Below are 14,748 nucleotides of genomic sequence, written 5' to 3'. Positions count from 1 at the left end.
CAGGTGGCGAAACCGCCGAAGGGCACCACCCACGTGGTCCTGGATACCCCGGCCGGCCTAGGCGGCGCGCGGCTGGACGAAGTGCTGCGCATTGCCGACAAGGTCGTCGTGCCGCTGCAGCCGTCGATGTTCGATATCCTTGCGACCCAGGAATTCCTGCAGCGCCTCGCGTCCGGTCGGCACGGCAAGACGAACGTCGGCGTGCTCGGCATGCGCGTGAACATCCGCACCCGTGCCGCCGACCAGCTGGCGCATTACGTGAGCGGTGTCGGCCTGCCGGTGCTCGGTTACCTGCGCGATACGCAGAATTATGTGCAGCTTGCCGCCCATGGCGCCACCGTGTGGGACGTCGCGCCGTCACGCGTCGAAAAGGACCTCGAGCAATGGCAGGACCTGGTGAAGTGGGTAGGCTGACAGCGCGCTAGCGTTTCGCGCGCGCCTCGTCGAGCGCGCGGCACAGCGCTTCCGTGCCGTCGAGGATGCGCGGACCGGCGCGGTTCATCAACGCGCCTTCGACGGTCATCAGGTTGCCGCGCGCAACCGCCTTCATGCCGGGAAAGCGCCGCCACGGCGCGAACACGTCATCCTGCTCGCCGCTGCTGGCGACGATGACTTCCGGATCCGCCTTCAGAACCGCCTCTTCATTCACCGTCGGCGCGAGCTGCGACAGCTTCGCGAAAATGTTCTCGCCCCCGCACAGGCGCAGTGCCGCCGAGACGAGATGGGACCCGTTCAGGGTCATCAGCGGCGAGCGCCAGATCTGGTAGAACACGGTGATGTTGCGGCGCTTCTGGTAGGTATCCTGCAGCTGCTTCCAGCGGCTGCGGAACGAGGCAGCAGCGGCCTTGCCATGGGCATCGGTGCCGGCCAGGTGCGCCAGGCGCTCCAGCGAATTGGCGATCGCCGCAAAGTCGTACGGCTCGCTCTTGTAGATCGGGACGCCGAGCGTTTCGAGCTTCGCGAGCTGGGCGGCGGCAGTGCCGTTGTTCCAGCCAACCACGAGATCGGGCTTCAGCTGGAGGATGCGTTCCAGGTCCAGCGACACGCCGCTGCCGACCGACGGGATGCGCGCGGCTTCCGGCGGATAATCGCTGAATTCGGCCACGCCGACGACGCGGGAACCGGCGCCGGCGGCAAACAGCAGTTCGGTCGCGTGCGGCGCGAGGCTGACGATGCGGCGCGCGGGGGCGGGGAGGGTGACGCTGCGCCTGGCGTCATCGGTGACGCTGACCGGCGCGGCCGCGGCATGCAGCGGCAGCAGGGCCGCCGCGCATGCCGCGGCCAGAGGTGCGAGCCAGTGACGACGCATCGCAGTGAGGACGTGCTGCGGCTCAGATTTCGAGGTTGTCGATCAGGCGCGTCTTGCCGAGCTTGGCGGCGGCCAGCACCACCAGCGGCGCGCCCTGCGCCAGGTCGCCGGCGGACGGCGGCTGCAGGTCGGCGCGCTTGCGTACCGAAATGTAGTCCGGCTTCCAGCCGCGGTCGGCCAGCCTGGCCATCGCGTGACGCTCCAGTTCGAACATGTCGAGGTGCCCGGCACGCACTTCCTCCGCCACGTCGTTGAGCAGCTTGAACAGCTGCGGCGCTTCCGCGCGCTCCGTCTCCGACAGGTAGCCGTTGCGCGAAGACAGCGCCAGTCCGTCTTCGGCGCGCCAGGTCTCGGCGGCGATGATTTCGGTAGGCAGCGCGAACTGCTTGGCCATGTTGCGTACGATCATCAGCTGCTGGTAATCCTTCTTGCCGAAGACCGCGACGCGCGGCTGCACGCAGGAGAACAGCTTGAGCACCACGGTGGTCACGCCGGTGAAGAAGCCCGGACGGAACTCGCCTTCGAGGATGTTGCCCAGGTCGTCCGGCGGACGCACGCGGTACTCCTGCGGCTCCGGATACATGTCCTTCTCGGTCGGCGCGAACAGCACGTACACGCCTTCCTTTTCCAGCTTTTCGACGTCGGCCTGAAAGGTGCGCGGGTACTTGTCGAAATCCTCGTTCGGGCCGAACTGCAGGCGATTGACGAAGATCGACGCGACCACCGGGTCGCCGTGCTTGCGTGCCAGGCGCATCAGCGACAGGTGGCCTTCGTGCAGGTTTCCCATGGTGGGCACGAAGGCGGTGCGCAGCTGTCCGCGCAGCTGGTCGCGCAGTTCGTCAATGGAGGAGATGATTTTCATGTCACAGCCTTGCTAGGTAAGCGCCACGGTGAAGCCCTGCGGCGGATCAGGTGAATCGGGTCAGGTCGGGGAATAGGCCAGGCGCACGTAGATCGGCGCAAAGGCTTCCGCCTGCGTGATCTCGATCAGGGTTTCCTTGGCCAGTTCGAGCAGCGCGATGAAGTTCACCACTACCACCGGCACGCCGCGCGACGGATCGAACAGGTCGGAGAATTCGACGAACTTCGCCGCCTGCAGCCGGCGCAGGATGCCGGTCATGTGCTCGCGCACCGACAGTTCTTCGCGGGTAATGGTGTGATGCTGGGTCAGCTTGGCGCGCTTGAGGATGTCGGCCCAGACGGCCTGCAGTTCGCCGATGTTGACGTCCGGCCAGCGCGGCACCAGGCTCTGCTCAATGAAGATCTGCGCGCGCACGTAATCGCGGCCGAGCTGCGGCAGCGTGTCCAGCTGCTGCGCAGCTAGCTTCATCTGTTCGTATTCCAGCAGGCGGCGCACCAGTTCAGCGCGCGGGTCTTCCGCCTCTTCGCCGGTGTCGGCCTTCTTCACCGGCAGCAGCATGCGCGACTTGATCTCGATGAGCATGGCCGCCATCAGCAGGTATTCGGCCGCCAGCTCCAGGTTGCGCGAGCGGATCTGGTCGACATATTCGAGGTACTGGCGGGTGACATCCGCCATCGGGATGTCGAGGATGTTGAAGTTCTGCTTGCGGATCAGGTAGAGCAGCAGGTCGAGCGGTCCCTGGAAGGCTTCGAGGAAGACCTCGAGCGCATCCGGCGGGATGTACAGATCTGTCGGCAGCTTGAACAGCGGTTCGCCGTACAGTTTTGCGAAAGCCATGCCGTCCACCACATTCGGTGTCGTATCCGGCTGCGTCGCGAGCGCGAGCTCGGGAGCGTCAGCCGGCAAGTGCGCAAGCAGCGCGTCCTGCGCGGCCATCAGAACTTGTTCTGATAGACGTAAGGCTGTTGCTTGACGCGCGATTCCTGTTCGCGGCGGCGGGTCTCCAGGTCGACCGGCGACTTGTCCCACCAGATCGCGCGGCCGGACCGCTGCTTTTCTTCGAGCGACGGGTTCTTCTGCTTCAGTTCTTCAATGAACTTGGTGAATTCCGACACATATGCCGTCTGTTGTTTGCTGAATTTCATGGTGAAAGTGGATTCCAGTGGAAAAGCAGGCGCTATTTTACCTCGTCTTCGGTGGCGTTCCGTCATCCGTACGGCAGCTTGTGGCGGGATTGGCATCATTCTTGTCAATCCGCTAATGCGGGCTTTCCACAGGTGGCGCAGCCGGATTAATGCCAGTATTATTTCCCGGAAGTAATGCTCCTGCCCGGTCGGCGGCCGGCTTCGCAGGCGACACTTCCTGAAGAAGAGGCGCACCATGTTCCTGGCTGCAGACAATGACGTGCCCGATATTCTCATCGTCGACGACACGCCGGCGGACTGCCATTTCGTGGCCGCGATCCTGACCGCGCAGGGTTACCGGGTGCGCTCGGCCCAGGACGGCAGGCAGGCGATCGAGGAGATCGATGCCGCCGCGCCCGACCTGATCCTGCTCGACATCAACATGCCGGACATGGACGGCTTCGATGTCTGCCGCCAGATCAAGCAGTCGCTGCAGCATGCGGCCATTCCCGTCATCTTCATCAGCGCCTTCGACGACACCGACATCAAGGTCGCCGCCTTCAATTGCGGCGGCATCGATTACATTACCAAGCCTTTCCGTGTGGCCGAGATCAAGGCGCGCATCCATGCCCACCTGCAGCTCAAGCGCGCGCACGATCGCCTCGGCTACCAGGCCGGGCACGATCCGCTGACTGGCCTGCCCAACCGCAGCCTGCTCGCCGACCGCCTGCACCAGGCGATCGGCTTTGCCGAACGCTACGGCGGGCAAGTGGCGGTCGCCTACATCGACCTCGACAAGTTCAAGGCGGTCAACGACCGGTACGGCCACAAGGCGGGCGACCTGTTGCTGGTGGAAACGGCCTACCGGCTGCAGGCATGCGTGCGCGACTCGGACACCGTCGCCCGCATCGGCGGCGACGAGTTTGTCATCGTGTTCTACGACCGGACCTCGGAGAATGCGGCGGCGCACGCGATGCAGCGCATCCTCGAGAGCATTTCGGCGCCGGTGCTGTTCGACGGTTGCGAAATCGTGCCTAGCTGCAGCATCGGCTTTGCCTGCTATCCTCAGGACGGCCGCGACGTGGATGCATTGCTGCGCAATGCCGACGCCGCGATGTACCGGGCCAAGGAGCTCGGGCGCAACAATTTCCAGTTCTATACCGGCGATCTCAACGCCCGCGTCAATGCCCGCATCAGCATGGAAAAATCCCTGCGCGGCGCGCTCGAGCGCGACGAGTTCGAGCTGCATTACCAGCCGCGCATCGAGCTGCGCAGCGGCAGGGTGGCGGGCCTGGAGGCACTGATCCGCTGGCGCCATCCGGAGCTTGGGCTGCTGCCGCCGCTGCAGTTCGTGCCGCTGGCGGAGGAGACCGGACTGATTGAACAGATCGGCGAATGGGTGGTGAGGGCCGCTTGCCGGCAGCACCTGGAATGGCAGCGTCTGAAGCTGGCGCCGATACCGGTCGCGGTCAATGTGTCGGCTGCGCAGTTCTTCAAGCCCGGCTTCGCGCAGGCGGTCGCCGCCATCCTCGCGCAGGAGGGCGTGCCGCCGCAGCAGATCGAGCTCGATTTGAAGGAGTCGGTGCTGATGCGGGATCCGGCTGCGTCGCAGCGCGTGCTGACGGAACTCAGGCAGGCCGGTATCGGCTTGTCGATCGACGATTTCGGCACCGGTTTTTCCAATCTTGGTTTCCTCAAGCGCTTTCCGATCGACCGCATCAAGCTCGACCCGAGCTTCGTCAGCGAAGTGGAGCGCCAGCCGGAGGATCTTGCAGTGACCGACGCGGTCATCGCGATGGCGCACTCCCTCGGGCTGAAGGTGGCGGTGGAGGGCGTGGAAAGGGGCAGCCAGCTGATGCTGCTGGCCGCGCGCGGCTGCGACGAGATGCAGGGCGACTACTTCAGTCCGGCGCTGCCGGTCGGGCTGTGCACCGCGTTGCTGCGGGAGCGGCGCGTTCTCCCGGCCGAGAAGATCGGGCCGCACCGGGCCGGACGCACGCTGCTGCTGATCCAGGGCGTGCCGGAAGGTGCGGCGCTGCTCGCCGCCGCGCGGCGCGTGACCAGTCATGTACTGCAGGCGCAGGATGCGCGCGCCGCATTCGACCTGCTCGCCGCGCACGATGTCGGCGTGGTGCTGTGCGAGCAGAAGCTGGAAGAGCTGAGCGGCGTGGACTTCCTGGCCCGGGTCAGCAACATGTATCCGGATGCTGTGCGCGTCCTGTGCGACGACGGCAACGATGCGGCGACGGCTGCCGATGCGATCAATCGCGGCAGAGTGCACAAGCTGGTGCGGGCACCGTGTGCGCAGGACGAGCTGGCTGGCATGCTGGAGGCGGCATTCGCGTTGCGCGAGAGCGCCGGCCGCCCGCGCCGCGCAGGTTAAGGCGGGTGCATCAGCCTGCCGGCTGCGCCAAGGCGTTGGCGCGCCTCACCGCATGGGCCAGGTCGTCCACGCAGTTGTCGCGCCCGAGGCGGTCGAGGAAGCCGGTGCGCGCCATCAGGCTGAGCGGCTGGTGGTTCGGGCCGCACAGGATCAGGCGGCAGCCATTCTTTTCCAGTGCCTTGTGCACCGTTTCGAGCGCATCCAGGCCGGTGGTGTCGAGATTGATCAGCTGCGTCATCTTCAGGATCATTGCCTTTTGCGGCATGTTTTCAGGCTGGGTGAAGGATTCGATCTTGCTGACCGCGCCGAAAAACAGGGAACCGAAAATCGAATATGCAGCAACGCCCGGGGCCGGCGCCTGCGGCATGGCATCCGCCGGAATCGCCTCGATGCGCGTCAGGCTGGAGACGCGGTAAATGAAAAACACGCAGGCCAGCACCAGTCCGACCTCGACGGCGACCGTCAGGTCGAATATCACCGTCATCAGGAAGGTCGACACCACCAGGATGCGGTAATTCACTGAAAAGTTGACCAGGCGCGCGAACTCGTGCCATTCGCCCATGTTGTAGGCGACATGGAGCAGGATTGCCGCCAGCGCCGCCAGCGGCACGTTGGTTGCCAGCGGCGCTGCCACCAGCACCACCACCAGCAGCGTTGCCGCATGCACCATCCCCGCTACCGGCGAGCTGCCGCCAGTGCGGATGTTGGTCACGGTGCGCGCCACCGTGCCGGTAGCCGGCAGGCCGCCGAAGAAGGGCGTGACGAAGTTGGCGACGCCCTGTGCCATCAGTTCCTGGTTCGGATCGTGGCGCTGCCCGGTGATGTTGTCGGCCACCCGCGCGCACAGCAGCGATTCAATCGCGCCAAGCAGCGCGATCGTGATGGTTGGCGCGAACAGCTGCTTGACCAGCTCCCAGGTGAACTGCGGCAGCGCAAAGGCGGGCAAGCCCTGCGGCACGCCGCCGAAGCGGCTGCCGATGGTTTCCACCGGCAGCTGGAACAGCGTGACGGCGAGCGTGCTGAGCACCAGCACCAGGATCGGACTGGGCACCGGCTTGAGGATGGCGGCCAGACGCGGATAGCGGAAGGTTTTGGGCGAGCCGTCGGGATTGGCGCGGAAAACCGCCGGCCAGCTGAACATCAGCGTCAGCGACGCGGCGGCGATGCCGAGCGTGATGAAATCGACGGTATGCGCATGGGCGGCGAGCAGCCTGACCTGGGCGAAGAAGTCGCCGGGCATCTTCGCGATCGCGAGGCCGAAGAAATCCTTGAGCTGGGACAGCGCGATCAGCACCGCGATGCCGTTGGTAAAGCCGATCACGATCGGCACCGGGATGTAGCGGATCCAGCTGCCGATCCGGAACATGCCCATCGCGAACAGCAGCATGCCGGCGCAGATGGTGGAGATCAGCAGGTTCGCCAGCCCGTATTTCTCGATGATGCCGTAGATGATGACGATGAAGGCGCCCGCGGGCCCGCCGATCTGCACGCGCGAGCCGCCGAGGGCGGAGATCAGGAAGCCGGCGATGATCGCGGTGAAGATGCCGGCTTCCGGCTTGGCGCCGGATGCGATCGCAAATGCCATCGCCAGCGGCAGTGCGATCACGCCAACGGTGAGGCCGGCGCCGACGTCATGCATGAACCGTGTCTTGTTGTATCCCTTCAGCGCATCGATCAGGGCGGGGCGGAAGCGGATGCCGGACAGGTTCATGCAGATCGTCCCTCTGTGTCGTGACTAGTAGCCGAGACTGCGGCGCATCACCAGCGGTGTCGGCTCGAGCGGATTGGCATGGGTGTATTCGAGTTCCGGCGCAAGCTCGAAGCCGAACGCGGCGTACAGGTCCAGCAGGCGCTCCTGGTCGGCGCGCACCGCCAGCCGCAGCTCGCTGACATCGGCGGCGAGGGCGCAGTGGATCACCGCTTCCAGCAAGTGCTGCGACAGGTGTTCGCCGCGGTATGCCGGCAGCACGCCCATGCGCAGGATTTCCCAGACGTCGGGTTCGCCCTCCACCGGCAGCCAGCGCACCGATCCGATCGGCGTCTCGTCGCGCAGCAGGATGAAGCCGCCGCCCTGCTGCAGGTCCTGGCGCACGCGCACCGCGGTTTCGCGGTGGCCGCTGGAGGTGGGCGACACCTTGCCTGCCCACGCCGCGCGCGTCAGGTCGGCGATCAGCTGGGCGTCGTCCAGCGTCGCTTCGCGGACGACGGCCCTCATGATTGTGCCCCCGTGGGGCTGCAACTATGCCCTTCCATGGCTTATCGCACCCGCATGCCCGGTTCCGCGCCGGGCCAGGGATTGAGCACGTAGATGCCTGGATTGGACTTTTCATCCGCCGCCGACGCGGCCAGCACCATGCCTTCGGAAATGCCGAACTTCATCTTGCGCGGCGCAAGGTTGGCGACCATCACGGTCAGCTTGCCGACCAGGTCTTCCGGCTTGTACGCCGACTTGATGCCGGAGAACACGTTGCGCATGCGGCCCTCGCCGACGTCGAGCGTCAGGCGCAGCAGCTTGTCGGAGCCTTCCACGTGTTCGCAATTGACGATCTTCGCGATGCGCAGGTCGATTTTCGCGAAATCGTCGATCTTGATCTCCGGGGCGAGCGCTTCGATCGCCCCGCCGTTCTCACCTTCACCCTTCGCGGGGGAAGGCTGGGAAGGGGGGGCGGAGGTCGGGCCGGCAGCCTGCGCCGGCACGTCAAACAGCGCATCCAGCATCTTCGGATCGACGCGCTGCATCAGGTGCTCGAAGGTGCCGATCGCGGTCGGGTTGTTCTGCAGGTCGGCCCAGGTCAGCGCACGGTCGATGCCGAACAGCTTCGACACCTTGGCCGCGAGCGCCGGCAGGATCGGGGCGAGATAGATCGTCAGGGCGTAGAAGCAGCGCAACAGGTTGCTGCACACGTCCTGCAGTTCCTGGTCGTTGGCCGGGTCCTTGGCCAGTTCCCACGGCTTCTTGGTGTCGACGTACTGGTTCACCTCGTCGGCCAGCGCCATGATCTGGCGGATCGCGCGGCCGAATTCGCGCGCCTCGAAGGCTTCCTTGATGGCCTCTTCCTGCTCGCCGAAACGCAGGCGCCAGGACATCGCTTCATTGGCCGTGACCGGATCGGAGAGCTTGCCGCCGAAACGCTTGGTGATGAAGCCGGCCGCACGGCTGGCGATGTTGACATACTTGCCGATCAGGTCGGCGTTCACGCGCGACACGAAATCGTCCGGATTGAAGTCGACGTCTTCCACCTTCGCATTCAGCTTGGCCGCGATGTAATAGCGCAGCCATTCCGGGTTCATGCCGATCTCCAGGTAGCGCAGCGGCGAGATGCCGGTGCCGCGCGACTTCGACATCTTTTCGCCGGACACCGTGATGAAGCCGTGCACGAACACATTGGTCGGCACCTTCAGGCCGGAGAACTTCAGCATCGCCGGCCAGAACAGCGTGTGGAAATAAATGATGTCCTTGCCGATGAAGTGATACTGCTCGGTCGACTGGTCTTCCATGAAGGCCTGGTAGTCGCGGCCGGTCTTGTCGAAATAATTCTTCAGCGACGCCAGGTAGCCGACCGGCGCATCCAGCCACACATAGAAGTACTTGCCGGGCGCATCCGGAATTTCAATGCCGAAATACGGCGCGTCGCGGCTGATGTCCCAGTCGCCCAGGCCTTCCTCGCTGTCCAGCCATTCCCTGGCCTTGTTCACGACCTCCGGCTGCAGGCGGTTCGGCGTCTGGGTCCATTCCCGCAGGAATTCCGTGCACTTCGGGTTGGAGAGCTGGAAAAAGTAATGCTCTGAGGACTTGAGCACCGGCGTGGCGCCGGTCAGCGTCGAATACGGGTTCTTCAGCTCGGTCGGCGCGTACACCGCGCTGCAAACTTCGCAGGAATCGCCGTACTGGTCCTTGGCGCCGCATTTCGGGCACTCGCCCTTGATATAGCGGTCCGGCAGGAACATGTTCTTGACCGGGTCGTAGAACTGCTCGATGGTCTTGGTGGTGATCAGCTTCGCATGGTCGCGCAGGCGGCGGTACAGGTCTTGCGACAGCTGGTGGTTTTCCGGCGCGTCGGTGGAATGCCAGTTGTCGAAGCTGATGTGGAAGCCGTCCAGGTACTGCTTGCGGCCGGCGGCGATGCGCGCGACGAATTCCTGCGGCGTCACGCCGGCCTTTTCGGCGGCGATCATGATCGGCGCGCCGTGCGCGTCGTCGGCGCCGACGAAGTGCACCTCATGGCCTTGCATCCGCTGGAACCGCACCCAGATGTCGGCCTGGATGTATTCCATGATGTGGCCGATGTGGAACGCGCCGTTGGCGTAGGGCAGGGCGGTGGTGACGAACAGCTTGCGATGCGAAGTGGTGCTCATTTGGCAATGCTTTTGGAAATAAAACTGCCATTTTAGCAGTCGGGGGGCGCTTCTCGCAGGCGAATCCGGTCAAACCCATACAGGAAGAACGGACAGGAAGCGGCGGGTTTGGTTTAGACTTGTCGCATTGTCATTCAGGAGACGCAATGAGTATCACCGTCGATGCCGTCAAGGCGGCGCTTTCCCAGGTTATCGATCCGAACACCGGCCGCGACCTCGTGGCCGGCAAATCCGCAAAGAACATCCAGGTCAACGGCGCCGATGCGAAGTTCGACGTGGAACTCGGCTATCCGGCGAAAAGCCAGATCGAGGCAATCCGCGCCGCCGCCGTCAATGCGGTGCGGGCGCTGCCGGGCGCCGGCAGGATTGAAGCCAATGTTTACGCGAAGATCACCGCGCATGCGGTGCAGCGCGGCATCAAGCTGATGTCCAACGTCAAGAACATCATCGCCGTCGCTTCCGGCAAGGGCGGCGTCGGCAAATCGACCACCGCGGTCAACCTGGCGCTGGCGCTGGCCGCCGAAGGCGCGCAGGTCGGCATCCTGGATGCGGACATCTACGGCCCGTCGCAGCCGATGATGATGGGTATCTCCGGCCAGCCGGAGTCGCTCGACGGCAAGACCATGGAGCCGCTGGAAAACCACGGCGTGCAGGTGGCGTCGATCGGCTTCATGATCGATCCCGACCAGCCGATGGTGTGGCGCGGCCCGATGGTCACCCAGGCGCTGCAGCAGCTGCTGGAACAGACCAACTGGCGCAACCTCGACTACCTGATCGTCGACATGCCCCCGGGCACCGGCGACATCCAGCTGACCCTGTCGCAACGGGTGCCGGTGACCGGCGCGGTGATCGTGACCACCCCGCAGGACATCGCGCTGCTGGATGCGCGCAAGGGGCTGAAGATGTTCGAAAAGGTCGACATCCCTATCCTCGGCGTGGTGGAAAACATGAGCATCCATGTCTGCTCCAACTGCGGCCATGCGGAACCGATCTTCGGCACCGGCGGCGGCGAGAAGATGTGCAAGGACTACGGCGTCGATTTCCTCGGCGCGCTGCCGCTGACGATGGCGGTGCGGGAGCAGACCGATTCCGGCCGGCCGACCGTGGTCGCCGACCCGGACGGCCAGGTCGCGTTGATCTACAAGCAGATCGCGCGCAGGATCGCGGTCAAGGTGGCGGAAAAGGCCAAGGACATGACCAGCAAGTTCCCGAACATCGTGATCAAGAACGACTGATGCCGCGCCTGTTTCCGACAAGGTAAAATACGCTTCTTTCATTTCCACGGCTTTGGCATCCCAAGGCCGTTTTTTATTTGATTTGCCATGACAGTCCGTACCCGTTTTGCTCCCAGCCCGACCGGCTATCTCCACCTCGGCGGCGCGCGTACCGCGCTTTTCTCGTGGGCCTTCGCACGCCATCACGGCGGCACTTTCATCCTGCGCATCGAGGATACCGACCTCGAGCGGTCCACCCCGGAGGCGGTGCAGGCAATCCTCGACGGCATGAACTGGCTCGGCCTGCACCATGATGAAGGCCCGTTCTATCAGATGCAGCGCATGGACCGTTACCGCGAAGTGGTGGCGCAGATGCTCGCGGCCGGCACCGCCTACCACTGCTATTGCACCCCGGAAGAAGTGGAAGCGATGCGCGAACGCCAGCGCGCGGCCGGCGAGAAGCCGCGCTACGACGGCACCTGGCGCCCGGAGCCGGGCAAGACCTTGCCGCCGGTGCCGGAAGGCCGCAAGCCGGTGGTGCGCTTCAAGAATCCGCTGGACGGCGACGTCACCTGGGTCGACATGGTCAAGGGGCCGATCACGATCTCCAACCGCGAACTCGATGACCTCGTGATCGCCCGCCCGGACGGCACGCCGACCTACAACTTCTGCGTCGCGGTCGATGACTGGGACATGCGGATGACCCACGTGATCCGCGGCGACGACCATGTCAACAATACCCCGCGCCAGATCAACATCCTGCGCGCGCTCGGCGCGCCGCTGCCGGAATACGGGCATGTGCCGATGATCCTCGGCGCCGACGGCGAGAAGCTGTCCAAGCGCCACGGCGCGGTGAGCGTGATGGAATACCCGGCGCAGGGCTACCTGCCGGAAGCGATGCTGAACTACCTGGCGCGTCTCGGCTGGAGCCACGGCGACGACGAGATTTTCTCGATGGAGCAGTTCTGCCAGTGGTTCGACGTCGATCACCTGTCGAAGTCCCCGGCGCAGTTCAATCCGGAAAAGCTCGCGTGGCTGAACAACCATTACATCAAGCAGGCCGACAATGCCCGCCTCGAGGCGCTGGTGCGCCCGCTGATGGAAAGGGACGGCGCGCAGTTCGACGGCGCCCCGGACCTGCAGGCAGTGATCGCCCTGATGAAGGAGCGGGCAAATACCATCAATGAACTGGCCGATGCCGCGATGCTGTTCTACCGCCAGCCGTCCCCGGATGCGGCGCTGGTCGCGCAGCACCTCACCGACGCGGTGAAGCCGGCGCTGGCGCAATTCGCCGACACGTGCAAGAGCATCGAGTGGAACAAGGCGTCCATCGGCGCCACCACCAAGGAAGTGCTGGCCGCGCACAAGCTGAAGATGCCGCAACTGGCGATGCCGCTGCGCCTGGTCCTGACCGGCCAGTTGCAGACGCCGTCTATCGACGCGGTGCTGGAATTGTTCGGCCGCGATACCGTCGTCGCGCGCCTGCAAAAATTTATCTGATAAATTTTTTTTGAAGAGGATTTACACACGAGAAAAAACTTTGCTATACTCTCGTTTCTTCGCACACGGGGGTATAGCTCAGCTGGGAGAGCGCTTGCATGGCATGCAAGAGGTCAGCGGTTCGATCCCGCTTACCTCCACCAGCGATTAGTGTGCAGTACCGGCTTCTGTCCCCATCGTCTAGAGGCCTAGGACACCGCCCTTTCACGGCGATAACCGGGGTTCGAATCCCCGTGGGGACGCCAGATTCATCTGGTAAAAAACGGCTTGGAGGTTAATCCTTCCAAGCCGTTTTTCTTTTTGTGCGGGGATTGTCCATTCCGGGCATCTCCCGGTTCGGTCCGGTTGCGGTCGTTGTTGCAGAAGGCAGCGCCGGCGCGGCTTTTCTCCATCGTGAATGGCGTTTGGAGAACGAATCGTTTCACGCGGCTGTACAGTGCCGGGCAAACATGGGTATAATTCGCCCGCGTGAAAATTCTTAGGAATCAACACTTTGCGCTGGCGCATGGACGCATGCAAGTGGCAGAAGCCATCCTGCCTGCGTCGCGCGAGACAAATAGGCTGCAGTATCGACAGATTTCTGTCCCCATCGTCTAGAGGCCTAGGACACCGCCCTTTCACGGCGATAACCGGGGTTCGAATCCCCGTGGGGACGCCAAAACGAACGCCACGCGCATGCGTGGCGTTTTTCTTTTCCGCGCTACCATTTCCGATGCGCGCCGGACCGCCTCCGGCCTGGAGTGGCAGCCGGAAGACATGCACCCCAACGAGGCGCGCTTCGAAGCAAGTCATCAACATGTCCCAAGATACCACCGCGGCAACCACCGTCGCCATCTTTTGCAAGGTCGTCGACAACTATGGCGATATCGGCATCTGTTGGCGCCTGGCCAGGCAACTGGAGCGGGAGCATGGCAGTGCCGTCACGCTCTGGGTGGATGATCTGCAAAGCTTCCGGCGGATCTGCCCCGAGGTAATGGCGGACGCCGACTTGCAGTGCGTTGCCGGGGTATCAATTCGCCACTGGCACGGCCAGGACGGCATGTTCTCCCGGGAAGACATTGCGGATATCGTCATCGAATTTTTCGGCTGCGATATTCCCCCGGGCTACATCGCCGCGATGGCGGAATGCCGGCCGCGTCCGGTCTGGCTCAATCTCGAAGGGCTGAGCGCCGAGGAGTGGGTCGAAGGCTGCCATGCGCTGCCATCGATGCATCCGCGCCTGCCATTGACGAAATATTTTTTCTTCCCCGGTTTTACCGCGAAGACCGGCGGCCTGCTGCACGAAGCGACGCTGGAAGAGCAGCGGCTGCAATTCCAGTCGGACCGGGCTGCGCGTTCGGATTTCCTTGCACGGCTGGGCCTGACCGCCGAAGACATCGCGGCGCTGAAAGTATCCCTGTTTTGTTATCCGCATGCGCCGGTCGCGGCTTTGTTCGACGCCTGGGCGGGCAATGACAGGCCTGTTGCCTGCCTGGTGCCCGAGGGTGTCGCGGTCGATGCGGTGCGGGCGTTTCTTGGCGCGGATGGCAGGCCCGGGGCGGTTCGCACCCGCGGCGCGCTCACGGTAAGGGTGCTGCCTTTCGTCCCCCAGCCCGACTATGACAGGCTGCTGTGGGCATGCGACGTGAACCTGGTGCGCGGCGAAGATTCGTTTGTTCGCGCGCAATGGGCCGGCAAGCCCTTCCTCTGGCATATCTACCCGCAGGACAAGAACCTGCATCATGTGAAACTGCGTGCATTCCTGCAGCGCTATGCGCCCGACGTCGATAGCATGACTGCGATGTCGCTGCGCTGGAATGGCGCAACCACGGATGGCATGGAGGGCCAGCCCGGGCTGCCGGCGCTCTGGGCGCAATATCAGGCCGACATGCCGAAGTTGGCGGACGCGGCCGAGGCATGGCGGCGGCAAGTGCTTGCCAACGGGGATCTGGCTGGAAATCTCCTGAAGTTTGCAGGGGCAAAGCGGTCGATGCCTGCGGAAAACGAGGTATAATGCGCGG

At 64.1% G+C, this 14,748-nt stretch carries 12 protein-coding genes and 3 tRNA genes; 8 read left to right on the top strand and 7 right to left on the bottom strand.

What is annotated here, in order from left to right; genetic code table 11:
- Window positions 1-414: ParA family protein (locus VEC01_RS17690; RefSeq protein ID WP_324902227.1), on the top strand; the 414-nt coding region annotated here is incomplete at its 5' end.
- 7 nt (window positions 415-421) lie between these two features.
- On the opposite strand, the gene VEC01_RS17685 is transcribed toward VEC01_RS17690, so the two are convergent.
- Genes VEC01_RS17685 through VEC01_RS17670 form a run of 4 tightly spaced genes read right to left on the bottom strand, consistent with a single transcriptional unit; the run spans window position 422 to window position 3,316 of the window.
- A complete protein-coding gene (locus VEC01_RS17685) occupies window positions 422-1,309 on the bottom strand; it encodes a cobalamin-binding protein (RefSeq protein WP_324902226.1) in 888 nt (295 codons plus the stop codon).
- Between the two features lie 22 nt (window positions 1,310-1,331).
- On the bottom strand, window positions 1,332-2,171 hold the full coding sequence (gene panC, locus VEC01_RS17680) for a pantoate--beta-alanine ligase (RefSeq protein WP_324902225.1): 840 nt from the start codon (window positions 2,169-2,171) through the stop codon (window positions 1,332-1,334).
- Window positions 2,172-2,231: 60 nt separating this feature from the next.
- Window positions 2,232-3,110: a segregation and condensation protein A gene (locus VEC01_RS17675; protein ID WP_414691472.1), complete on the bottom strand. Its 879-nt coding sequence runs from the start codon at window positions 3,108-3,110 to the stop codon at window positions 2,232-2,234.
- Window positions 3,107-3,316, bottom strand: a complete 210-nt coding sequence (locus tag VEC01_RS17670) for a DUF3460 family protein (protein WP_324902223.1) — start codon at window positions 3,314-3,316, stop codon at window positions 3,107-3,109. Before VEC01_RS17670 ends, VEC01_RS17675 begins: the two co-directional genes overlap by 4 nt.
- Window positions 3,317-3,551: 235 nt before the next feature.
- Between VEC01_RS17670 and VEC01_RS17665 the strand changes: the two genes are divergently transcribed.
- On the top strand, window positions 3,552-5,678 hold the full coding sequence (locus tag VEC01_RS17665) for an EAL domain-containing protein (RefSeq protein WP_324902222.1): 2,127 nt from the start codon (window positions 3,552-3,554) through the stop codon (window positions 5,676-5,678).
- Between the two features lie 10 nt (window positions 5,679-5,688).
- Here VEC01_RS17665 and VEC01_RS17660 read toward each other — a convergent pair whose 3' ends face one another.
- The 3 genes from VEC01_RS17660 to metG are packed head-to-tail and all read right to left on the bottom strand — an operon-like array spanning window position 5,689 to window position 10,034.
- The gene (locus tag VEC01_RS17660) at window positions 5,689-7,389 is read right to left on the bottom strand and encodes a SulP family inorganic anion transporter (protein WP_324902221.1); all 1,701 of its coding nucleotides are present in this window, start codon (window positions 7,387-7,389) and stop codon (window positions 5,689-5,691) included.
- 24 nt (window positions 7,390-7,413) lie between these two features.
- Entirely contained in the window at window positions 7,414-7,893 is a 480-nt protein-coding gene (locus VEC01_RS17655) for a GNAT family N-acetyltransferase (protein WP_324902220.1), read from the bottom strand.
- Between the two features lie 41 nt (window positions 7,894-7,934).
- The gene (gene metG, locus VEC01_RS17650) at window positions 7,935-10,034 is read right to left on the bottom strand and encodes a methionine--tRNA ligase (protein ID WP_414691471.1); all 2,100 of its coding nucleotides are present in this window, start codon (window positions 10,032-10,034) and stop codon (window positions 7,935-7,937) included.
- A 146-nt stretch (window positions 10,035-10,180) separates the two neighbouring features.
- Here metG and apbC point away from each other — a divergent pair, with 146 nt between their 5' ends.
- The 6 genes from apbC to earP all read left to right on the top strand — a co-directional run bounded on the left by apbC (window position 10,181) and on the right by earP (window position 14,741).
- Entirely contained in the window at window positions 10,181-11,269 is a 1,089-nt protein-coding gene (apbC, locus tag VEC01_RS17645) for an iron-sulfur cluster carrier protein ApbC (RefSeq protein WP_324902219.1), read from the top strand.
- 87 nt (window positions 11,270-11,356) lie between these two features.
- Window positions 11,357-12,748 (top strand): glutamate--tRNA ligase, encoded by a 1,392-nt coding sequence (gene gltX, locus VEC01_RS17640; RefSeq protein ID WP_324902218.1) that lies wholly within the window; start codon window positions 11,357-11,359, stop codon window positions 12,746-12,748.
- A gap of 67 nt (window positions 12,749-12,815) precedes the next feature.
- A tRNA-Ala gene (locus VEC01_RS17635) sits at window positions 12,816-12,891 on the top strand.
- 26 nt (window positions 12,892-12,917) lie between these two features.
- A tRNA-Glu gene (locus tag VEC01_RS17630) sits at window positions 12,918-12,993 on the top strand.
- A gap of 337 nt (window positions 12,994-13,330) precedes the next feature.
- Window positions 13,331-13,406, top strand: a tRNA-Glu gene (locus VEC01_RS17625).
- 138 nt (window positions 13,407-13,544) lie between these two features.
- Window positions 13,545-14,741 (top strand): elongation factor P maturation arginine rhamnosyltransferase EarP, encoded by a 1,197-nt coding sequence (gene earP, locus VEC01_RS17620; protein ID WP_324902217.1) that lies wholly within the window; start codon window positions 13,545-13,547, stop codon window positions 14,739-14,741.
- Window positions 14,742-14,748 lie beyond the last annotated feature (7 nt).

The organism is Noviherbaspirillum sp., from assembly GCF_035627455.1.
Lineage (GTDB): Bacteria > Pseudomonadota > Gammaproteobacteria > Burkholderiales > Burkholderiaceae_D > Noviherbaspirillum.
The sequence above is the reverse complement of the archived record's forward strand: the minus strand, read 5'-3'. Positions and strand labels throughout refer to the sequence as shown.